Origin of the sequence: Terriglobus sp. TAA 43 (genome assembly GCF_000800015.1) — a bacterium.
Lineage (GTDB): Bacteria > Acidobacteriota > Terriglobia > Terriglobales > Acidobacteriaceae > Terriglobus.
In genome coordinates this window covers 72117-94225 of record NZ_JUGR01000005.1, presented here as the reverse complement: position 1 = coordinate 94225, position 22109 = coordinate 72117, and the positions used below count along the sequence as shown (strand labels likewise).

Below are 22109 nucleotides of genomic sequence, written 5' to 3'. Positions count from 1 at the left end.
CAGGTCATGGCTTGATACACCGGCAGATGGAAGTGGCTATCCACCACTGCGCGATGCCATCGCGCACTATTTGCGGACATCGCGTGGCGTGCGCTTCGGTAGGAGCGGGATTGACTTCCCAGCGAAGGCCACCAGAAAGATTCAAAGTCGACGACACCCGCCATTCATCTTGGACGAAGACCGCTGTCTCATTCAGCACCGGTGTGGCTCCTAGCTTCCGGGTAAGAATGCCGTAGTCCGCGACGCCTTTGGTGACAGCCGATGACGAGAGGAAGATCGCGGAGACACTGGGTGACGAAGGACTAATCGGTGATTGGATGTGGCGATAGTCAACACCAAACTTCAGTTGGTGCTGTCCCAGGCTCAAGCTGAACGTATCGACAAGGTTCCACTGATGACTCTCATTGACCGTCGACGCGACCTGGAGGATGGAGTTCCCTGTGCCAGGAAAGACCATCTCCATGACACTCGCCGGAGTACCGGCTGTTTCGTTGCCAAGAGCAGCATTGAGATCGACAGGAACGGCACCGCCAAACGAATCGATCGTTGCTCCATTGGCGGAATTACTGCTCGCATAGCCAAACCGGAATTCATTGTTGGCGTTATTCGTGAACTGGCTGGTCGCTCCCGCGGTGAAGGTCTGTGTGCCGAAGGCTGTCGTGGTAAGTGCGGACAAGGATCGTGACTGGAGCGAGCTTGGTGTATCGCTGTAACGGAAGAACACACTGAGCTTCGGTGAGATGGCGTTGTCGAGACGAATGCTGGTCGAATCGATCTTGCTCGGAAGTGAGTAGCCTTCGATGAATTGCGAGAGCCCGCTGGCATACGTGATGCCGCCAGGAGTCGGAAGCGGAAACGCATTCATAACCGGTTGGAGTGCAGACAATGTCGCCTGTCTCATCGCTGTGCTGGGGACATACTGAATCGAAGCGGCCTGCGGAAGTGTGAGGCGAAGACCTTCATAAGAACCGAAGAAGTACAGTGGATGTGCTTGCGTGAGAGAGTGCGGCAAAGGTATGGGGCCACCCAGTGTTCCGCCGAAGTCATTCTGTCGAAGAGCTGTTGCTCCTGTTCCGTAGTGATCATTGAACCAGTTATTGGCGTCGAAGAAGTTGTTGCGGAGGTAGTCAAACGCCGTGCCGTGAAACATTTTGGTGCCAGAACGTGTGAGCAGCGAAAACTGACCACCCGGTGAACGCCCAAACTCTGCTGAGTACGAGGAGCTTGAAACGCGGAACTCCTGCAACGCATCCACTGAGATGAGGCTCTGCGTCGTTCCGAGAGCAGACGTCGCTCCTACCGAGCCACTCGTCGCAGCCTGTGGACCACCATTCGGAGCACCCGCCGATACGTTCCCGCTAACGCCATCTACAGTGTAGTAGTTGCTCTCGCCGCGTTGGCCGTTGACGCTGAAGTCTCCATTGGCACCTACTGCCTGATTAGCCTGAGGGCTCTGCGATACAACGCCCGGAGTCATCGAGATGAGGTCTTGGAAGCTGCGGCCATTGAGAGGAATGTTAGCTACGAATCTTCGATCGACCACAGTACTCACGGAGGCGTCTGTCGTATTGAGAAGGGACGCCCCGGCTTCAACCGTGATGCTCTCTGATCTCGCACCGATGGGTAGTGAGAAGTTGAGTGCAATTGCCCCTTGCACGTTGAGGACAACATCAGGCTTGATCAAAGTTTTAAAGCCAGATTTCGAAGCCTGAAATCTCCCCGACATCATCCGGATGCCGGCAAAGATCAGACCACCTAAGCAGATGACGGCACCCGCATACATCGCGAACGTCTTGAAGGTTCCCATCAGCGTCTGAGCCCCGGAGAAGTCCATCGTTCCCTGAGCATGAGCCGCACCGGTGACGAGAAGAATGAAAAGCACGGCCCGCGTCATGCTCGTGGCTGACTGAGGCCGGTGGATCGCGGGATGATGAGCAAATCGCTTGGAGCAGCATTCTGATCGCTGCGCAACTGCGGTAGAGGAATTCGATAACATTGGCACCTCCGCCAGCTAAGTGAGCTGGGATATGCCGTGATGATGGAAAACCTTGCGCAATCCGTCCAATACGTTTTCCGTATCAGCTGATCGTTGCCAATTATCACGTGATTCGACAGCCATTGCTGTTCGCTTTGTTCCTCTCATCGTGTTGGGAAATTCAGAGCGAATGAGCCATGATTCCAACAAGGCAGAAGGACCGCTATTCTGGTTGTGTTGAACGAGAGGACATCGATGCAAGTCACGATAGAAGGAAACGAACTCGTCATCCGGATTCCCATGCTGGAGACGCCGACCAAATCGAAGAGTGGAAAGACAATGTTGGTGGCGACGAGCGGCGGCAATGTGACGTCCGACGCAACGGTGAATGGAAAGCCGATCACCGTCGGACTGAATGCGTACATCGCCAAATAAGCAAACGATTTCTCTTGCTTAGCTTGCTCTTCTTCCAAGGTCTCTCGAACGAGGAATGTCGTCACGCAATGCGGTGCTCGATGGCTGTGGTGGGCGCTTCGGAACAACAATCATCTTCTCTTGCTGCTTATATCGTTGTTGTAATGTCCTGAGAGCGACAGGAATCGTCTTGGGATGTTGGCTCGCTCGATAGATGATCGCAGTGTCTACAGTCCAGGTCACGCCCGCAACGGGACGGGTTGTTAGCTCCGCATCAAGGACACTTCCCTCCCGTACCAGTGCAACACCGTGACCGTCCTTTACGAGCATTTGAATCTCCAAGAGATTTGAAGCGACGGAATACTCCGAAACGCTAAGCCCGGCTTCACTTAGAAGTTCGAGGAGGCGTTCATGAGCTCCAGGATGTCTGTGTGGACTGAAGAGAACCGAAAGCTTTCCTTGTAAGTCTGAAGGGGGTATCGCGATCTTGAGAGCTAATGGATCGTCCTTACGCAGACAAACCACTAAACGTTCTTTCCGGATTTCTTCGATGTGGAGATCGGAATGTTCGAGAGGCAACGAGACGACCGCGGCATCGAGTTCTCCCGTCAATACCGCTTCAGCGAGGAGAGCGATGTCTTCGTACGTCGGAAGAATTGTGCAGGATGGAATGATCTCTCGATGTATGGCGCATAGATCACGGAAAACGTTCAGATCCGCCCAGTGATTGCAGCCGATTCGAAGCGCACGTACTTCACCGCGTTCGATTGCGCGAAGTGCTTCCACGACTTCGTCTCGGGTAGTCAGTAAGAGGCGAGCCAGTGCGATAAAGGCAAGCCCCGTTTCGGTAGGCCGAATTCTTCCGTTTCTTGATTTGCGAAATAGGCGAACGGCAGCGTTCTCTTGGAACTGCCGTGCCTGGACGGTGAGATTTGGTTGTGATGAGTTCAGCTCTTCCGCTGCGACTCGAAAACCTTGCTTCTCGAGAATGACAAGCAGATATCGAAAATGGCGAAACTCGGCCCAATCGTTCATAGCAGTTGCCTGAAGAACCTCAAGGGTTGAGACATCGATTGAGAGTTCGGGCATGCCGCTATCGCCGACCCGCATATACGCGAATTCTGGCAGGAGGATGCACTGCGATCAATGCAAAATGTGAAACGCGGCCAAATTTACGCAAATGCGCTATCCAGAAGTTCACCAGCATCTACGCCCCGAGAACGCATGAGATAGTTCAGGGCTATCACCCGATAACTAAGAAGTATTGGACGTCGACGTGTCCAATGAACAACCTATCGGGAGACGCATCCTCTGATGCCAGGCCATCGTTCAGGAGAGAGCTATGCCATTGCAGCAGTCTGCACTGAGTACTTCACATCCGGACCCTTTGCTCACAGCAGAGGATGTCGCACATAGGCTAAACGTCAGCACAGATTGGGTTTGGGATCATTCATCTCGGAGGACGCCACTGCTTCCGGTGATTCACGTGAGTGATGGAACTCTTCGTTATCGCACGAGTGGGATCGAAGACTTTATCGCCGAACGAGAGAAGCTTTCTGCGCAACGCCGCCGCCGCCGTTAATGGCCTTGAAAAGCGAACGGGTTCGTTCATCGGGCGACGCTAGAAGGTAGAATGGCATTGCCCACTTTCCCCGCGGAAATTGAGGATTCATTGGCAAATCGCAACAAACTGGTTGGGTATCGCTTCGCGGCAAGTATTGGTACGGGTACTATCGCGAGACCGTACTCGATCCAGAGTCAGAGCAAGAGCGGATCAAGAAAGTTCCGATCCGACTCGGACTCAAGACGCAGATGACGAAGCTCAAAGCACGTGAAGCGCTGCGAGCCGAGATCGTCAAACGCAATGGGCAGGTCCCTGAGGGGAGAGTGCTGAAGGATGGCACCGTCACCTTTGGTTGGTTTGTCCGCAACCGCTACTTTCCGATTCGAAAAGGCGACTGGCGTCCACATACGGCGGAGACAAAGATCGACCAGATTGAAATAGATCTTATAGACAAGTTCGATGAGTACTCGATGGAGTCGCTTGATCGGTTTGTCTTGCAAACGCACCTCACAGTCCTCGCTGGCAAGTATTGCCAGGATCGCGTGAAGCAGGATCGCTCTTATCTGAAGTCTATCTTTGACGAGGCCATCGAACAGGAGTACCTGGTTAAAGACCCGACACGGAAGCTGAAGATTCCCAAGAATCTCAGACCGAAGGATAAGCGGGTACTCAATTGGGAGACTCTCTGGGCGATCCTCGCGGCAGCATCGCGACGCGATCGTCTCCTTCTCGCAATCGACATGACGGAGGCGTTGCGACCGAGTGAGTTGTTCGCTCTACGCTGGCGTTCCTTCGATGATGAGAACACGCTCGACATCACGGAGACTGTATACCGTGGCGTCCTTCGCCCTTACGGCAAGACGACTGGAAGCATGACGAAGGTTTACCTTCCCGACGGTCTCGCCACGGAACTTCGTGCCTGGAAGATAGAGTGCGGGAACGTATCGCCCAACGACTTCATCTTCCCCAACGCAGATGGTGGATTCCTGCTTGTCTCGAACTACCGCAACCGAGTGCTGAAGCCGCTAGCCAAACAGCTAGGGATCGAGAAACTCAGTTTTCAGATCTTGCGTCGCACCATGGCGACACAGGCTCAGAAGATGGGATCGGTCAAAGACATTCAGGCGCATCTTCGTCACGCGCGCCCGGATACCACGGCAAACGAATACATGCAGGCCTTGCCTGAGAGCGTGCAACAGATGGTCGGATCGGTCTACTTAATGCTGCAGAAAGGAGGGGAGAGAGCAGCCACATAGAGACGCAGAAAAAATGCCGATCTCATATTTGCCACAAAATGCCACAAACTTTTGAAAAGCTGTGTCTGTAAGTAATTGATTTTATGGTGGGCACAGCAGGATTCGAACCTACGACTTCCACCGTGTGAAGGTGGCACTCTACCGCTGAGTTATGCGCCCGGTTTTCGCTTCCCTCTCACCTAATAACCCTTTTAGCTACAGCGGGATAGGGAAAACAGTTCCGGATATCGTCCGGACTCGGATACTCAATTTATATCACAGTCTCGTTCCCGCATGCATCGCTCGACGCAGACGAGTGAGCAACTACCGCGAGATCACTTTTTATAAATCGGTAGCGTGAAGCTGAATACCGATCCATAGTCTCTTTGGCTCGTTACGGTAAGCGTCCCCTGGTGCGATTCAATGATGGCACGACTGATGGGAAGTCCCATCCCAGTACCGGGTTTTTTCTGGCTATGCTCGCGTGAGCGATACAGGCGGTCGAAGACGAGATCCTGTTCCAAAGGATCGATCCCAATACCGCGATCCGCGACCGTTGCCACGATCATTTCCCCTCGCTGTTCCGCGGTAATACGTATCGGAGATTGCGGCTCTGAATACTTCGCCGCGTTCTCTAATAGATTGCATAGGACCTTCGCGATCATGTTCGGATCTACATCGACCTTCGGCAGTTTTGGGATAGATATCTCAACGGGATGGCTTGCCCAGACCCACGCACTATTTTCTTTTGCCTCCGTCACAATGTCTTCGAAAGCGACCGGCTGAAAATCCATGTGCACTTCTTTGGCCTCAAGCTGGGCCATTTCCACAGCCTGGCCAACCAGCTGGTTGATTCTGTCCGCTTCTTCATCAATGATTTTGAGCAGGGCACCTCGATCCTCTTCGTTTACAGAGCCCATCAACAAAGTTCCTGCGGCGCCTTTGATCGAAGTGAGCGGTGTTCTTAATTCGTGCGTGATTGAATCAAGAATCAAATTGCGAAGTCGTTCACTTTCTTTATTAGCTTCGCTGCGGGCAATCTCTTCCAGTGCCTGGACACGATCCAGTGCGATCGCGGCGAGACCTCCGATCGCTAGCAAAGTTTCTTGTGAAAGCTTCAACCCGACCATTTCGAGCAAGCCCCGCGGACGTACACCGGCGCGAATGGGAACGTGAACCGTTCCATCGGATAGCACTTCCGGTCCGGACAAGCTTAATGCAAGTTGTCGAAAATGCAGGATCTCGATCCCCGAAATCTGCTGCTCTCCCGCCTGAAATACGCGATCTCCATCCAGCAAGTACAGCGTTGAGCCCTGCGCGTGTGCAGCGATGTTGATAAGCGACGGAAGAGCTTCCGTGATGTCAGCCAGCTTGTCCGTCCTTAGGAATTCACGGCTGAGTGAGAACAACACTTCCACTTCACGTTGACTTGCCTTTGCCTGGTCCGCTTCGTCTCGTGCTGCCTGCGAAAGGCGACTACCGATCACACTGGTTGAAAGAAATGTAAGCAGAGTGAGCCAGTTCTGCGGATCTGCGATGGTGAACGTACCCACTGGTGGAAGAAAGAAAAAGTTATAGCAGGCAGTTGCAACCACGGACGCGACGACTGCATACCGCAGCCTCAACTGGGCCGCCACAATCAACACATAGAGCACTAACGTGAGCGCCACGGTGGTCGGGTTCACATGCAGCCACAGGCCGTATATGAGTAGAATGGCCGCCAGAGCGCCAAACGTCGATAGCCAATATGTTATCGTCACCAAGCGTCGTGAGTTCATGCGGGGAATTGTACAGCGTGCCTGAAGCGGACGAACCCGGAAGAAAATCTCCTGAAGACTGGCTCCATTCCAGCGAGACAGAAAAAGACCGTGGCCGCTTCAAGGTCTTCCTCGGCTACGCACCCGGTGTTGGCAAAACGTTCAGCATGTTGAGCGAAGGTATCCGAAGGCGCAGTCGCGGCGAAGATGTTGTGATTGGCGTTGTGGAAACTCATGGCCGCGCTGGCATCGCGGAACTAGCAGACAAGCTCGAACAAATCCCCCGCCGCCTGATGGAATACAAGGGCACCTTGTTTGGAGAGATGGACGCCGACGCCATTCTCGCGAGGCTTCCCCAAGTGGTTCTCGTCGACGAATTGGCGCACACGAACATTGAGGGCAGCCGGTTCGCTAAACGATACGAAGATGTTCTCTTCCTGCTGGAAAACAAGATCGATGTCCTATCGACGGTAAATATCCAGCATGTAGAAAGTTTGACGCCTCGTGTGCAGGCCCTAACCGGCGTTATTGTTCGCGAACAAGTACCGGATTGGGTATTGGATCGCGCCGATGAAATTGTCATCAGCGACGTGACGCCAGAAGCGCTTGTTACACGTATGCGGCGAGGCGACATCTACCCTCAGGACCGCGTGGAGCGATCTCTTGCGAATTTCTTTCGCCGCGGAAATCTGATCGCCCTTCGAGAAATGGCATTGCAACGCGTTACGCGTGCAGTGGATCGAACGCTGGACGAGTACGTCAAACGAAAGAAGCTTGGATCGCATTGGTTAGTGGCGGAAAAGGTTGCTGTCTGCATCAGTGCAGGGCCGCAAGCGCGCGATCTCATTGCTCGCGGAGCGCGATTGGCCGATGCCCTTGACGCAGAGTTTTATGTGCTTCATGTCATCGATGACGGAGATGCGGAAGAAGAACGGCAACGCATGCTCGAAAGCAGCCTATCTTTCGCACGCCATCTCGGAGCACAAATCGTCAGTCTTCCAGCCGGTGATACAGCGAAAGTTACCGGGGCTTACATTCGGGACCAGCGGGTCACGCAAGTCATCGTTGGCCGTTCGGCAACACATGGACTGCGGTCTTATCTCTACTACTACGCATTGCAGAAATTTATGGCAGAAGCACCTAACGTTGATCTCCACATCGTCACGCGAGAGACACAATGAAACGAATCCTCGTAGTGGATGACGAACGGCAAATCATTCTGATCCTTCGGACCTCGCTCCAAAGCAGCGGATACCTCGTTGAAACGGCAAGCAATGGTTTGGAGGCCTTTGAGAAATTTGAGGCGCACACGCCGGATCTGATCATTACTGATCTTTCCATGCCAGAGATGGGTGGACTGGAACTGACGCAGGCTATTCGGCGCGTGGCTGAGACTCCCATCCTGGTTCTGAGTGTCCGCGACAGCGACGCCATGAAGGTAAAAGCGCTGGATGAGGGCGCGGATGACTATCTAACCAAACCCTTCAGCATGAACGAACTGCTTGCTCGCGTTCGAGCATTGCTCAGGCGTAACGCTCCTCCCTCGCCTACAGAAAATGCTTTGCACGAGGGCGATTTTGAAGTAGATCTTGCAGCGCATCGAGTCACACTTAAGGGGACTGAGCTTCATCTCACACCCAAAGAGTTTGAACTGCTGGTCGTCCTTCTTCGAAATGCGGGCCGCGTGATGACCCATAAAGTTCTTCTTCGCCATATCTGGGGTCCTGCCGGAGAGTCGCAACCGGAATACATTCGCGTCTTGATTGGCCAGCTCAGAAAGAAGTTGGACCGCGGAACGGGAGTGCGCTATATCCAAAGTGAACCTTGGATTGGCTATCGCTTGATAGCCGAAGGTTCCACTACGTCCGACTAGTCATCACGCGGTTTTACAACTTCTTTACGGCTTCCCTACGGACTTTCTACGCTTCTGTCGCCTTCAATAGGCAAAGAGGAAGCTATGAAGTTCGGCACGAAAGAACTGAATTGTCCGACGCTGCTCACGTCATCGCCTTTTGAGTACGGCCGAGGATCGTTCGCGCACAGCATAGGCAGTCAAGCCAGACACGTATACCCCCTCGTCCAAACAAGTCCCTCTTCAATTACGCGATTGTTTTCGGGGGAGTCGCCGCCGCGGAATCGCCGCGCCCGGTGCATTGCTATTTCCCGGTGGTACCCCAGCTCGCTGCTCATATCGACAGTGACCGCCGGGAATCAGCGGATATATGGGCAGTGCGCGAAGTAAGGAACTTGGTAAGGAGAGATTGATGCTGGATCTTATTGCAATCGTTTCACTCACATTTGTCTTCAGTCTCGCTGTGGCCTATGTCCACGGCTGTAACCGTCTCAAAGGAACACGCTCATGATTCTCAATGTGGTTCTGCTTACCCTGTCAGCCCTGCTGATGGTCTACCTGGTCTACGCGCTACTTCGCCCGGAGAAGTTCTAGTCATGACTCTGAACGGCTGGTTACAAATCGCACTCTTCATCGCCGCCGTATTGCTTCTGGCAAAACCAGTTGGCAGCTATATAACGGCGGTCTTTGAACGTCGTAAGACTTTTCTCGATCCCATCCTCGCGCCATGCGAGCGCATTCTGTACCGGGTTTCAGGGATCAATCCTGAAGAAGAGATGCACTGGACAAAGTATGGCCTGGCCATGCTCGTCTTCAGCGCCGCAACCCTGCTGCTTACCTACGTCATCCAAAGAGCCCAAGGCATTCTGCCGTGGAATCCGCAACATCTACACGGTGTGGAATCCTCGCTCGCCTGGAACACCGCGATCTCGTTCACAACCAATACCAACTGGCAGTCCTACACGCCAGAAACGACCATGAGCTACCTCACGCAGATGCTCGCGCTGGCCACGCATAACTTCTGGTCAGCAGCGGCTGGTCTCGCGCTTGCCATGGCATTTGTCCGCGGTATCGCTCGCAAGGAAAGCAAGACCATTGGCAACTTCTGGTTTGACCTTACGCGCGGTACATTGTGGATCCTGCTTCCTATCTCCGTTGTTCTTTCATTGCTTCTTATCTCTCAGGGCGTTGTCCAAAATCTGAAGCCGTATGACACTGTGAAGCTTGTTGAAACACAAACGGTGACCGGCAGCGATGGCAAAACGTCTACGGTTACGACGCAGAGCATTGCGCAGGGACCGGTTGCTTCACAGGAAGCGATCAAGATGCTCGGCACCAACGGTGGTGGTTTCTTCAACGCGAATAGCGCCCATCCGTTTGAAAATCCAACGGCCATCTCAAACTTCTTGGAGATGCTGGCGATCTTTTTATTGCCGGCCGGGCTGTGCATCACGCTGGGCCAAATGGTGAAAGCACCCAAGCATGGCTGGGCAATACTCGGTGCCATGACAGTACTGTGGTTTGCTGGAACCTTCACCACGTATTGGGCAGAGTCACACGGCAACCCGCTCATTCACAACGTCGACGCCAAGGTTTCTCAACTGCAACCTGGCGGCAACATGGAGGGCAAGGAAGTACGTTTCGGCATCACAAACACGGCTCTCTTCGCAGCTGTAACGACGGATGCAAGTTGCGGTGCTGTGAACGGCATGCATGACAGTTTTACTCCACTCGGTGGTTTGGTTCCAATGACAAACATCCTGCTGGGTGAAGTTGTCTTCGGTGGTGTAGGTGCGGGCCTCTATGGCATGTTAGTGTTCGTCGTTCTTGCTGTCTTCATCGCGGGACTAATGGTTGGTAGAACGCCCGAGTACCTCGGAAAGAAGATCGAAGCGTTCGATGTGCAGATGGCCATGCTGTATCTGCTGATCTTCCCATTGATCATCCTCGGATTTGCCGCTGTCTCAGTCCTAATGCCGAACATGGGTTTGAGCAGTCTGGCAAATCATGGTCCGCACGGTCTTAGCGAGATCCTTTATGCCTACGCATCCGCAACGGGCAACAACGGATCAGCTTTTGCGGGTCTGAGCGCCAATACCCACTGGTACAACTACACGCTAGGTATCGCGATGTTCTTCGGTCGCTTCATGATGATCATTCCCATGTTGGCTATTGCTGGAAACCTCGCGAATAAGAAGATCGTCCCTGCATCTTCAGGAACGTTCCCGGTAACCACACCGTTGTTCACCATTCTTCTTATCGGCGTGATCCTGATCGTGGGCGCTCTCACCTTCTTCCCTGTCCTCTCGCTTGGCCCCATCCTGGAACATCTGTTGATGCGCGCCGGCCAACTCTTCTAGCTGAGAAAGAGATACGAGTATGTCTAGTCAAGCAAAACGTCGCTCCTTATTCGACCCGCACATTATGCGTCGTGCGGCATGGGATGCGATTGCAAAGCTTCATCCGCGTGTGATGATGAAAAACCCCGTCATGTTCGTCGTGGAAATTGGCAGCGTCCTCACAGCTGTCCTGCTCATCGTCAGCATGTCCACGCATACCGGCCACTTCCGTTTTAACCTCCAGATCACACTCTGGCTGTGGTTCACCGTATTGTTCGCCAACTTTGCTGAAGCGATGGCCGAAGGCCGCGGCAAGGCGCAGGCGGACGCGTTGCGTCAGGCTAAGTCGGAAACAACAGCACATCGACTTTCAAAGTCAGGTGCGCTCGAAGAAGTTCCCAGTTCTCATCTGCGTTCAGGCGACGTCGTTCGAGTTACAGCAGGACAAATGATTCCGGGCGATGGCGAAGTCACAGAGGGCGCGGCCTCCGTAGACGAATCGGCGATCACGGGTGAATCGGCACCTGTAATTCGAGAGGCAGGCGGCGATCGCTCAGCGGTAACAGGCGGGACACGTGTCCTTTCAGACATACTCACCATTCGCATCACATCCAACCCAGGTGAGACATTTCTTGATCGCATGATTGCGCTCGTGGAAGGTGCAGAACGCCAGAAGACACCCAACGAAATTGCATTGAACATTCTTCTTGCGGGGCTCACCATCACCTTCCTGCTTGCGGTCGTTACTTTGCAACCGTTCGCCATCTATTCCAGTGCGCCGCAAACAGCCTTCGTGCTGATCTCACTTCTGGTCTGCCTTATCCCTACCACCATCGGCGGCCTGCTTTCGGCCATTGGTATTGCCGGTATGGATCGCTTGGTGCAGCACAATGTTCTGGCAACATCCGGCCGCGCGGTGGAAGCAGCGGGCGACGTGAACACATTGCTACTGGACAAGACCGGCACCATCACCATCGGCAATCGACAGGCATCTGAGTTTGTACCTGCGCCGGGTGTCACAGCGGAACAGCTTGCAGATGCGTCACAGCTCTCCTCCTTATCCGATGAAACTCCGGAAGGGCGTTCTATCGTGGTGCTCGCGAAAGAACAGTACAACCTTCGCGGGCGGGAGTTGGGCGAGCTACACGCGGAGTTTGTTCCTTTCTCCGCGACAACACGCATGAGCGGCATCGAAGTGGACGGCCGTTCCATTCGTAAAGGCGCCGTCGATGCGATTTCGCGCTACCTAGCCGATCACAACTCCGCAATGCCGGAAGCCGTTCGTACTTCCGTCGAAGAGATTGCGCGAAAGGGTGGAACTCCGCTTGTCGTAGCTGAGAATGGTCGCGCCCTTGGTGTCATCCATCTGAAAGATATCGTCAAGGGTGGCATGAAGGAACGCTTTGATCACCTGCGTGCCATGGGCATTCGCACCATCATGATCACGGGCGACAATCCCTTGACCGCGGCAGCGATTGCGCGGGAGGCGGGCGTCGACGACTTCCTTGCCGAAGCAAAACCAAAAGACAAGATGGACCTGATCAAGCGCGAACAATCGGAAGGCAAGCTCGTCGCAATGACGGGTGATGGTACAAACGACGCGCCTGCGCTTGCCCAGGCAGACGTAGGTGTCGCTATGAACAGTGGCACACAAGCTGCGAAAGAAGCTGGCAACATGGTTGATCTGGACTCCAACCCGACCAAACTTATCGAGATTGTCGGCATTGGAAAGCAGTTGCTCATGACGCGCGGCGCACTCACGACATTCTCCATCTCGAATGATGTCGCAAAATACTTCGCAATTATCCCAGCGATGTTCGCCGGCGTATTCCCTGTATTAAACGCGCTCAACGTAATGCATCTGCATAACGCAGAGTCGGCTGTTCTATCCGCGGTGATCTTCAATGCGCTGGTTATTGTCGGCCTGATTCCGTTGGCCCTGCGCGGTGTGAAGTATCGTCCGATGTCGGCTGCCGCTTTACTTCAGCGCAATCTCATCGTCTACGGGCTGGGTGGAATTATCGTTCCATTCATCGGAATCAAGCTTCTGGACATGGTCATCGTTGCACTTCACCTGGCGTAGTTGCCAGAGACTGGAAGACCTCATGAAACTCGTTCGTATCGCATGTATCTATACGGTAGTTACGGCATTTCTTCTCGGCATTGCCTATCCCCTTGCCATCACTGCTATCGCTCAACTTGCCATGAGAGGCAAGGCAAATGGGCAGATGATTACGAGGAATGGCGAGACTATCGGCTCGGCAATCATCGGGCAACCCTTCACAGGCGATAGCTACTTTCATAGCCGTCCTTCTGCCGCAGGTACAGGCTACGATGCTACGTCGTCCTCTGGATCGAACTATGGCCCCACCAACAAATCGTTGATGGATCGCGTCGCAGCCAGCGTAAAGACTGAGTCCGCAGGCCAAGCGGTCCCAGTAGATTTGGTTACGGCTTCGGGATCAGGTTTGGATCCGGATATCACTCCAGCAGCCGCGTATTATCAAGCCCCGCGCGTTGCACAGCAGCGCCACGTCTCGCAAGACACCATCAACGCACTGATCGCACGGCAGATTCAACCGCGACAGCTAGGCATCTTGGGCGAACCACGAGTCAATGTCCTGGCATTGAATCTGGCTCTTTCGCAGATGACGGCAACTGGGGCCCAGTAATCGCACCAAACGTTGTGGGCCGCTGTTCCCAGCGGCCCACAATAAAGATCAGAAGTAAGTCGGTATAGCTTCCAGCACGTTATAGCTCTCATCCACCATGGCGACATAGCGCCACTTGTCGAAAGTCAAACATGGGTGCGATATCTCGAACCCAAGCATGTCGCCAACTTTAATATCAGCATCCTGCGGTACTTGAAGATACGCGTGCTGATCCATCAGCTTCACCGTCTCCCATGCAGAAGAAGCTCGCGCTGGTTCCCGGTGTACACCTGGACGAAAATGCCAGACCGCTACCGGAAGCCCCGAATCAAACGCGACATCGCGCTTCCCCATGCCAACAATGGCAAGCCCCGGCTCCGGCACAGACTGCACATAAGCCCATACCTCGAGAGCGGACTGCAACGTCGAACCGCGGTCCGTATCCACTGCTCGGGCGATGCTGTTTCGTTGCCCGATCTCCTGCTGTGCGACACGGTAAATACCTGCGTCCGAAGTCAGGTAGCAACCTGGCCGCAGAACAACATCGACCTCGTCACGGACGGCGGCGAAGACATCCGCAACCACGTCATACCAAGCGGAACCCGCACCACTCAGGATCACCCGCTCGTCCTGCGCAAAGGCTCCCTGCTTCTGCAACTGCTTCACTGTATCAACGGCGCGACCAAGATATTCCCGGATGCCAGCTTCGTCCTTCAACACTCCTTCGTAGACCTCAACACCGCAAAGCAGAAGGCTCCCGCTCCATTGTGCAATGGCGTCCACGACGGCTTGTGTCTGCTCATCCGTTCGCGTCCCCGTTCGACCACCGTTGACACCTAACTCCACCAACACACGAAGCTTCTGTCCTCGCCCCTGAAAAAACGAGCCGAGTTGGCAGACCAGATCTGGCGAGTCAACCAACGTGTAAAAGGTCGTCCCACCGGCAATAATGTCACTCACCAGTTCGAAATTCGCACGGCCGATCAGTTCATTCGCCATCAGAATGCGTCGCACGCCATGGGCATGAGCGACCGCGCACTGCTGCGCCGTCGCCAAAGTAATGCCCCATGCGCCCTCATCCATCTGGCGGCCGAACAGCTTGGCAGCCATGGTCGTTTTGCCATGTGGAGCCAGAAAAACACCGTATTTCTGCACAAATTCGGTCATCCAGCGGAGATTGTGTTCCACCCGCGGCTTCACCAGGACCGCGACAGGCAGGCTCAGATCCTCGCGCAGAACATTCCATCCACGCGCACCTACTGCCTCAATCTCTTCCACGGTTCCCAAACCGCCAAGTCCCTTGGGGAAAATCTGTTCGCTGGCCAAGCTGCCTCCACATTTGCGATGCTTTATCTGTGACTAACTTTGAGCATATCGCCGACGACCAAATCCAGACCAGCGGAGGCCACCATGCCGGAATGTGACTTGCTGATTCGCGGAGCACTGCTGATCGATGGCAGCGGCGACGCCCCTCGTGAAAGCATCGTTGCTGTACACGCGGGACGTATCGTACGGGTCGACGCAAACAGCACATGGCGTGCGGAAAATACAGTCGACGCAAAAGGACTCGTGTTGTCACCCGGCTTCATTGACCCACACACCCACGACGACACCAGCGTCATCGAAACGCCCGCCATGCTGCCCAAGCTGACACAAGGTGTCACTACCGTTGTCGTCGGCAACTGCGGCATCAGCGCATCACCCGTACTACCGACCAATCCTCTTCCCGATCCCATGGAACTACTCGGGAAGCCGGCGATGATGCAGTATCGCGGATTTGCAGACTACCTTCACGCAGTGAACGCGGCTAAACCATCCGTAAATGTCATGGCATTGGTGGGCCACACAACACTGCGCGCAAATCACCTCGACCGCCTGGACCGAGCCGCTACATCCAACGAAGTCAACGCGATGCGATCACAACTGCAAGACGCTCTTGAACACGGAGCGCTTGGACTAAGCACAGGCCTCGCTTACCTCTCGGCATATTCCGCGACACTGGAAGAAGTGCTTGGCGTAGCGGAACCATTGGGCGACGCAGGCGCCATGTACGCAACGCATATGCGCAGCGAGACCGCCGCAATTCTGGATGCGATGGAAGAAAGCTTCGCCGTGGGACGCTCGTCGCAACCGGTGCCCGTATTGATCTCACATCTGAAGTGCGCAGGTCCTGACAACTGGGGTCGCACCACCGATGTTCTTGCACTGCTGGATAAGGCACGCATAAAGCAAACGGTACATTGCGACTGCTATCCCTACACCGCCAGCAGCAGCATGCTTGATCTCCGCCAGGTAGACGAGCGCATCGAGATTCGTATCACTTGGAGTGAGCCACATCCCGAGGTTTCCGGTAGAGCGCTTGCAGAAATTGCAGCGCAGTGGAACAAAACTCAGCTGGAAGCTGCAAAGGCATTGATGCCTGCAGGGGCTATTTATCACAACATGTCGCCGGAGGATGTGAAGCGTGTTCTACGGCATCCCGCAGTGATGGTAGGAAGCGATGGCCTTCCGCATGATCCGCGTCCGCATCCACGCTTGTGGGGAACGTTCCCGCGAGTTCTTGGATACTACAGTCGCGAGGAGCAACTCTTCGATCTTCCCACCGCTGTCCATAAGATGACAGGGCTGTCAGCACAAACGCTCGGATTGCGCGATCGTGGATTGATTCGCGAAGGCTTCGCCGCTGACCTGGTTCTCTTCGATCCGGCAACTGTGCGCGATGCGGCAACGTGGACAGATTCTACTCAACCCAGCATCGGCATTCACCACGTGTGGGTGAACGGAATAGCTTCCATCACAAACGGTACAGTCACAACACAACGCGGCGGCAAGTTCCTGCCGCGGCAATCACATGCAGCATGAACCATTTGCAACAGGAGAAGGTATGAGCATCAAGCGTTACGGAGTAGAAGGCGGCAAAGGACAGGGCGGTTCACACATGCCCTTCGCACGAGCCGTTGAAGCAAATGGATGGTTATTCGTCAGCGGCCAGGTTCCCATGGTGAATGGCGAAGTCATCGTGGGCAATGTCGTTGCGCAGTCACATCAGGCAATCAAGAACATGATGGCGATTGTAGAGGAAGCCGGCTACGGCCCAGAGCACATCGTACGCTGTGGCGTGTGGCTTGATGATGCGCGCGACTTCGCTGCGTTCAATGGCGTCTTCCGTCAGTACTTCGGTGAAAATCCCCCGGCGCGTGCATGTGTGGAAACGAAGATGGTGGTGGATTGCAAAGTTGAAATTGACTGCGTTGCTTACAAGTATCCCGCCAAGTAAAGGATGATGACCGACACCCACTCGATTTTTTTGCTTAGCACTGCAGCGATCTCAGTCGTTGTGTTGATCCTGCTCATCGTGTGGGTGCGGTTAAATCCGTTTCTTACGCTTATCCTGTGCTCTATTGGGCTGGCCATAGCCTCAGGTATGGCACTACCCAAAGTTGTCACTTCTTTTGAGACTGGCCTCGGCAACACGCTTGGCCATGTCGCCATTGTGGTGGCACTTGGCACCATGCTTGGAAAGATGCTGGCAGAGTCTGGTGCAGCCGAACGTATCGCTCAAAGCCTTGTGGATGCGTTCGGACCGCGGCATGTTCCGTGGGCCATGTTGTGCGCTGGCATCATCGTTGGCATCCCCGTATTCTTTGAGGTCGCACTGGTTCTGCTGATGCCGCTCGCTTATAACGTGGCAAAAAAGACGAACCGTTCTCTTGTCACCACCTTGCTTCCCATGGCCGCAGGAGTCGCGATGGTGCATGGACTTCTGCCACCTCATCCTGCGGCTTTGATGGCAGCAACCGCATTCCAAGCAGATCTCGGCAAGACCATCGGGTGGGCACTGCTCGTAGGCATCCCAGCCGCAATTCTTGCGGGTCCCATCTGGTCCGGCTTCATCTCAAAACACATCGGAGCACCACAACACACGGCATTGAGCGATGCATTTGTACACACCGACCAGAAGCGTCAGCTTCCATCGTTTCTGACCAGTGTCTCGATGATTCTTCTGCCCGTACTGCTGATGCTGGTGGGTAGCTGGGCAGATAAATTTACCGCAGTTGGAAGCCGCGCAAATCTAATCCTGCACTTTCTCGGCAATGCGGACGTAGCCCTTCTGGTTGCAACGCTCTTGAGTATGTACCAGCTTGGCCTGCGCCGCGGCTTCACACGCGATCAGGTACTTCGCTTTACGAACGAATGTCTCGCTCCCACTGCCACAGTGACATTGCTGGTTGGCGCGGGTGGCGGCTTTGGGCGTGTTCTCATCGACAGTGGTGTCAGCACAGTGCTGCTTGGTTATGCATTGAAAACACATGTTCCTTTGCTTCTTTTGGCATGGCTGCTGGCAACCTTTATCCGCCTCGCAACGGGATCCACGACAGTCGCCATGGCCACTGCCAGCAGCATCGTCGCCCCCATGGCACTTGCCATGACCGGTGTCCGACCTGAGTTTCTCGCGATTGCTACTGGCGCTGGTGCCACGGGCTTCTCTCACGTGAACGATGGTGGTTTTTGGTTGGTGAAGGAATACAGCGGCATGTCAGTCGCTGACACGTTGAAGTCATGGACAGTGGTGGAAACCATACTGTCCCTGGTCGCTTTCGGCTTAGCCTGCTTGCTGCAACTAATTCTGGCCTAATAACTCGACCCAAAAGAATGGTGGCGGCAAGATAATTCTCTTGCCGCCACCGTTGTTTTTCCCCAACTAGTTAAAAAAGAAGTTTCGCGGCAAACTGCAACTGCCGTGGTGTATTGCTTTGAACACTGATCTGGCCAAACTGTGCGTTGGACAGATTCGTGACAGGAGAGCCAAACACTACCTGGTTAAGAGCGTTAAAAGCTTCGCCTCGAATCTGCAGCTTTAGCTCGTTCTTCAAAGTGAAATTCTTAAAGAGCGAGAAGTCCACATTTTCGTACGAAGGTGCGCGCAGATTGCTGATAGTGCGTGAGGCGTTACCAAACGTAAATGCCGCGGGTTGAGAAAAGGCCGCTGGATTAATGTAAGCGCCATTAGCCTTGTGATTCGCGGTCCCAAGACGCTGCGAGATGGGACCGTGCGTGCGTGGATCCTGCCCTGTGAGATTCGGTCGCAGTACGTTGCCGCCGGCCTGCGACGTGTCCTGCGTCGTGATTGCGAGCGGGAATCCGCTTTGCTGGGTGTAAATACCATTCGCCTGCCATCCACCGAGAAGCGCATCCACAAAGGGATTCCAATTGCCACCGAAATGCTTACCTCGGCCGAAAGGAAGCTCGTATACACCGCTGATGGTCAGCTTGTGCGAGACATCGTTGGCCGATACAGAACGGTCACCCGCGGGGTTGTAGATGTCCTGTATGCCACCGGCCTGATTGCCAACATTCGAGATGTTCGAGTAGTTATCAAACAGCTTCGAACCGGTAAATGCCAGCAACAACGTGAGTCCATGCGCCGCACGTTTGGTCACTTTCAACTGGAACGAATCGTACTGGCTAAAGCCCCCTGTTGGATATGACGCCTGCACCTGCACATACTGCGGGAATGGTGCCAGGAGATAACGCCGCGCAATGGTCTGCGATGAAAGCGTTCCGGTGGTGATCGTTCCATAGAAAGGATTCGCAACGGACTGTTGCAACGCCGTACCATACTGCTGCACGACTGAGATGGGAAGCTGATTCAGCAGGAAGTCGTTCTCACCCGCACGGTTCAGGTGAACACCGTGACTTCCCACGTAAGCTGCTTCCACCAACACAGACCACGGCAACTGGCGCTGTACATCCAGGTCGTAGCTTTGGGTATAGCCCACCCTGTTGTCGCCTGCCAGTGGCGTTTCAAATGTTTGCCCAATCGCCGTAGACAGTCCCTGCGAACTGCCAGCGGGCTTGGCGATTCCGTTCGGAAACGGATTGCTCAGCGTCGCACCAGAGAGCGTTATATTGCCCGGAACTGCGTCAAACGTCGTTGAAGCGCTGAAGCCCACGTTGCCAATCGTTGCTGCAGCTGCACGCATCGACGGATTGAAGTAAATACCATAGGCGCCGCGAATGGCGGTCTTCGAATCCACCTGATAGGCAAAGCCGAAGCGGGGCGACCAATCTTTCCAACGAGGATCATACTGACGGCGGCTTGTGCCGTTCACACCCATAAACCTTAGGCCGCCTTTGGCCCCCGAATACACAGATGCCAGAGGCGACGTTGCACTGGGATCGAAGACTTCCATGCGGTCATGACGTTCGGTGCGCGGAATCTCCACGTCCCAACGTAGGCCCAGATTCAGGGTGAGCTTCGAATTCGCCTTCCAGTCATCCTGTATGTAGCCCGCATAATAAAAGCTCTGCGTCGCGCCGTCCTTGCTGTTGATGGTCATGGTGCCGGTGCCAAGCCCCAGCAGGAAGCTGGCAAAACCATCGCCGCCCACCGCGTTGTTCGGGTTCTGCTGTGTGTGCGTTTTGGGAAACGAGAAACCACCGACAGAGTTACCGGATTCCGTATCATTAGCCCGCATAAGACGACCTTCACCACCGAACTTCAGGACATGGTTGCCCTTGACTTTGGTAATGTTCACGCCCAGAAGATGTGCTTCGTAACCCGCGTGCCGTGTGGTTCCCTGCCCAGCGCTTCCCAAGCCTTGATAGTTAGCCGGAGCAATGCCAGGGAATTGGAGATGGTCAGCGTTGGCTGAGATGTAACTTGGCATACCGAGATTTGCCGTAGGATCAAATCCATCACTGACCGAACGGAAATCCAATGCTACGCGTGAGTAGCCATAACGCGCTTCGAAGACCAGCGTGGGTGATTGGGTGCGCGTGTAATCTACCGCGACAGAGTTGGAGTTCTGCGGTTGCTGTCCTGCGTTGTTCTGCGCAACAGCAATCGACGGATCTTCAAATAGCGTTGCAGGCTGCGAAAGTCGACGACCGGAATAACGCGCGAACATCCTGTTGCGATCGTTAAACACTTGGTCGACCTTCGCATCATAGGTGTTGATGTTGACCTGGTTAACGCCGGTCGCGAAGTAGTTGTTGGCGCCATAGGCAGCATTCGCAATATTAGGAAGCGGCCAGTACTTCACAATGTTCTGCGCCACCGGATCAAGGCGAGTCTTCGGAATCATGTTGCCCGCAAAGGCTGTGCGCGTATAAGCGCTACCTGCAGCCACTGTCGTCGTCGGGTCATAGATCGCAGGAATGCCGGTGGCTGAAAAATCACCAGCGCGTTGAGCGGCCGTTGGTACCACCATGTTCGTGGATGTACCCGTTCCCTGCTTCAGACCTTCGTACGAGAACAGGAAGAAGGTCTTGTCACGTCCGTTGTACAGATGCGGGATCACTACAGGAGCCTGGATGCTTCCACCAAACTGATTTCGAGTGAACTGCGGAAGTGCGCGGTTATTCAGCTTGCTGAACCAGTCGTTGGCGTCCATCGCGGAGTTGCGCACGAAGTCATACAAGCTGCCGTGGGGCTTGTTCGTGCCCGATTTTAGGATCAAGTTGATGATGCCGCTACCGCTGCGACCAAACTCGGCGCTGTAGCCATTCGTGAGAACTTTGAATTCGTCCACAGCGTCCACGGATGGGAACACGGCAAAGCCGTTGATCGGATTCGCCAACGGAGGCGAAGCTGGAATACCGTCCACCAGAATATCGGCGCTACCGGGTCGCCCACCATTGATGGAGATGTTGGAAGAGTTGTAAGCCGTTCCCACGCTGCCAACCGATCCTGGCAACAGAAACACCAGCGCATAAGGGTTGCGCTGGTTAAGCGGCAGGTTCACGATGCTGCGGTTCTCCACAAGTCCGGAGATCGCGCCGGTGGATGTCTCAATCTGCGGAACATCGGCCTGCACCTCAACCGTCTCAGAAGCCGAACCAATCTGGAGCGGTACCTCAATGTCAGCAATCTGGCTCACAGCTAGCGTGATGCCGTTGCGTTGGTCCGTCTTGAAACCGTTGGCGGTAACGGACAAGGTATAAGGACCACCCGGTTCGAGCGAGGCAAAGACGAAGCGGCCATTGTCATCCGTGTGCGCTTGCGTCACCACGTTGGTGGCAGTGTTGACCACCTTCACCTGCGCATTGGCAATGGGTGCACCAGAAGAATCCTGAACGGTTCCGCGCAAAGAAGCTGTAACTACCTGCGCTGCAGAAGGCAACGCTGTCACTGCGGCAAGACCAATCGGCAAAACCAGGGAGAAAGAAAGAACCGAATTAGAAAGCGCCCTGCCCACGGTGCGCCTGGAAAAAGCAGGAGTTCGGCGATACATAGTGTCTGACCTCGAAAAGGGTGATTGCTAAGGGGGATCGAACGAATTTCGCGCCGATCCTCGTTGGATTTCAAAAGCCCAACGA

Annotated in this window: 16 protein-coding genes and 1 tRNA gene; 11 read left to right on the top strand and 6 right to left on the bottom strand. The window is 54.5% G+C overall.

The features are described from left to right. Positions 1 to 4: 4 nt before the first annotated feature. Positions 5 to 1882, bottom strand: a complete 1878-nt coding sequence (locus tag M504_RS20765; RefSeq protein ID WP_156994098.1) for a hypothetical protein — start codon at positions 1880 to 1882, stop codon at positions 5 to 7. A 348-nt stretch (positions 1883 to 2230) separates the two neighbouring features. Here M504_RS20765 and M504_RS20760 point away from each other — a divergent pair, with 348 nt between their 5' ends. Further along, positions 2231 to 2410: a hypothetical protein gene (locus M504_RS20760; RefSeq protein WP_047498245.1), complete on the top strand. Its 180-nt coding sequence runs from the start codon at positions 2231 to 2233 to the stop codon at positions 2408 to 2410. 18 nt (positions 2411 to 2428) lie between these two features. Here M504_RS20760 and M504_RS20755 read toward each other — a convergent pair whose 3' ends face one another. After that, complete coding sequence (locus tag M504_RS20755; RefSeq protein WP_232296399.1) at positions 2429 to 3478, bottom strand: LysR family transcriptional regulator; 1050 nt, start codon at positions 3476 to 3478, stop codon at positions 2429 to 2431. 723 nt (positions 3479 to 4201) lie between these two features. Here M504_RS20755 and M504_RS20750 point away from each other — a divergent pair. Beyond that, complete coding sequence (locus M504_RS20750; protein WP_052201155.1) at positions 4202 to 5209, top strand: tyrosine-type recombinase/integrase; 1008 nt, start codon at positions 4202 to 4204, stop codon at positions 5207 to 5209. Between the two features lie 84 nt (positions 5210 to 5293). Here the strand turns inward: M504_RS20750 and M504_RS20745 are convergent. Then, positions 5294 to 5368: transfer RNA gene (locus M504_RS20745), tRNA-Val, on the bottom strand. 155 nt (positions 5369 to 5523) lie between these two features. After that, the gene (locus M504_RS20740) at positions 5524 to 6966 is read right to left on the bottom strand and encodes an ATP-binding protein (protein WP_047498244.1); all 1443 of its coding nucleotides are present in this window, start codon (positions 6964 to 6966) and stop codon (positions 5524 to 5526) included. A gap of 17 nt (positions 6967 to 6983) precedes the next feature. On the opposite strand from M504_RS20740, the gene M504_RS20735 reads away from it, so the two are divergent. The 6 genes from M504_RS20735 (at position 6984) to kdpC (ending at position 13808) form a co-directional block, all read left to right on the top strand. After that, positions 6984 to 8126 (top strand): universal stress protein, encoded by a 1143-nt coding sequence (locus M504_RS20735; protein WP_047498321.1) that lies wholly within the window; start codon positions 6984 to 6986, stop codon positions 8124 to 8126. Further along, entirely contained in the window at positions 8123 to 8818 is a 696-nt protein-coding gene (locus M504_RS20730; RefSeq protein WP_047498241.1) for a response regulator transcription factor, read from the top strand. Before M504_RS20735 ends, M504_RS20730 begins: the two co-directional genes overlap by 4 nt. Positions 8819 to 9304: 486 nt before the next feature. After that, complete coding sequence (kdpF, locus tag M504_RS22825) at positions 9305 to 9391, top strand: K(+)-transporting ATPase subunit F (protein ID WP_084214599.1); 87 nt, start codon at positions 9305 to 9307, stop codon at positions 9389 to 9391. A gap of 2 nt (positions 9392 to 9393) precedes the next feature. Further along, the gene (kdpA, locus tag M504_RS20725) at positions 9394 to 11157 is read left to right on the top strand and encodes a potassium-transporting ATPase subunit KdpA (protein WP_047498238.1); all 1764 of its coding nucleotides are present in this window, start codon (positions 9394 to 9396) and stop codon (positions 11155 to 11157) included. A 19-nt stretch (positions 11158 to 11176) separates the two neighbouring features. Beyond that, positions 11177 to 13219, top strand: coding sequence for a potassium-transporting ATPase subunit KdpB (kdpB, locus tag M504_RS20720; RefSeq protein ID WP_047498235.1), 2043 nt, complete (start codon positions 11177 to 11179; stop codon positions 13217 to 13219). 22 nt (positions 13220 to 13241) lie between these two features. After that, positions 13242 to 13808, top strand: a complete 567-nt coding sequence (kdpC, locus tag M504_RS20715) for a potassium-transporting ATPase subunit KdpC (protein WP_047498232.1) — start codon at positions 13242 to 13244, stop codon at positions 13806 to 13808. 48 nt (positions 13809 to 13856) lie between these two features. On the opposite strand, the gene M504_RS20710 is transcribed toward kdpC, so the two are convergent. Further along, positions 13857 to 15113 carry an amino acid deaminase gene (locus M504_RS20710; protein WP_047498230.1) on the bottom strand — a complete coding sequence of 419 codons (1257 nt, stop codon included), beginning with the start codon at positions 15111 to 15113 and terminating at the stop codon, positions 13857 to 13859. Positions 15114 to 15197: 84 nt separating this feature from the next. Between M504_RS20710 and M504_RS20705 the strand changes: the two genes are divergently transcribed. Genes M504_RS20705 through M504_RS20695 form a run of 3 tightly spaced genes read left to right on the top strand, consistent with a single transcriptional unit; the run spans position 15198 to position 18423 of the window. Continuing rightward, the gene (locus M504_RS20705) at positions 15198 to 16649 is read left to right on the top strand and encodes an amidohydrolase family protein (protein ID WP_047498227.1); all 1452 of its coding nucleotides are present in this window, start codon (positions 15198 to 15200) and stop codon (positions 16647 to 16649) included. A gap of 22 nt (positions 16650 to 16671) precedes the next feature. After that, positions 16672 to 17064: a RidA family protein gene (locus M504_RS20700; protein ID WP_047498224.1), complete on the top strand. Its 393-nt coding sequence runs from the start codon at positions 16672 to 16674 to the stop codon at positions 17062 to 17064. 3 nt (positions 17065 to 17067) lie between these two features. Beyond that, positions 17068 to 18423, top strand: coding sequence for a gluconate:H+ symporter (locus tag M504_RS20695; protein ID WP_047498219.1), 1356 nt, complete (start codon positions 17068 to 17070; stop codon positions 18421 to 18423). Positions 18424 to 18493: 70 nt separating this feature from the next. Here M504_RS20695 and M504_RS20690 read toward each other — a convergent pair whose 3' ends face one another. Continuing rightward, positions 18494 to 22024 carry a TonB-dependent receptor domain-containing protein gene (locus M504_RS20690; protein WP_052201153.1) on the bottom strand — a complete coding sequence of 1177 codons (3531 nt, stop codon included), beginning with the start codon at positions 22022 to 22024 and terminating at the stop codon, positions 18494 to 18496. Positions 22025 to 22109 lie beyond the last annotated feature (85 nt).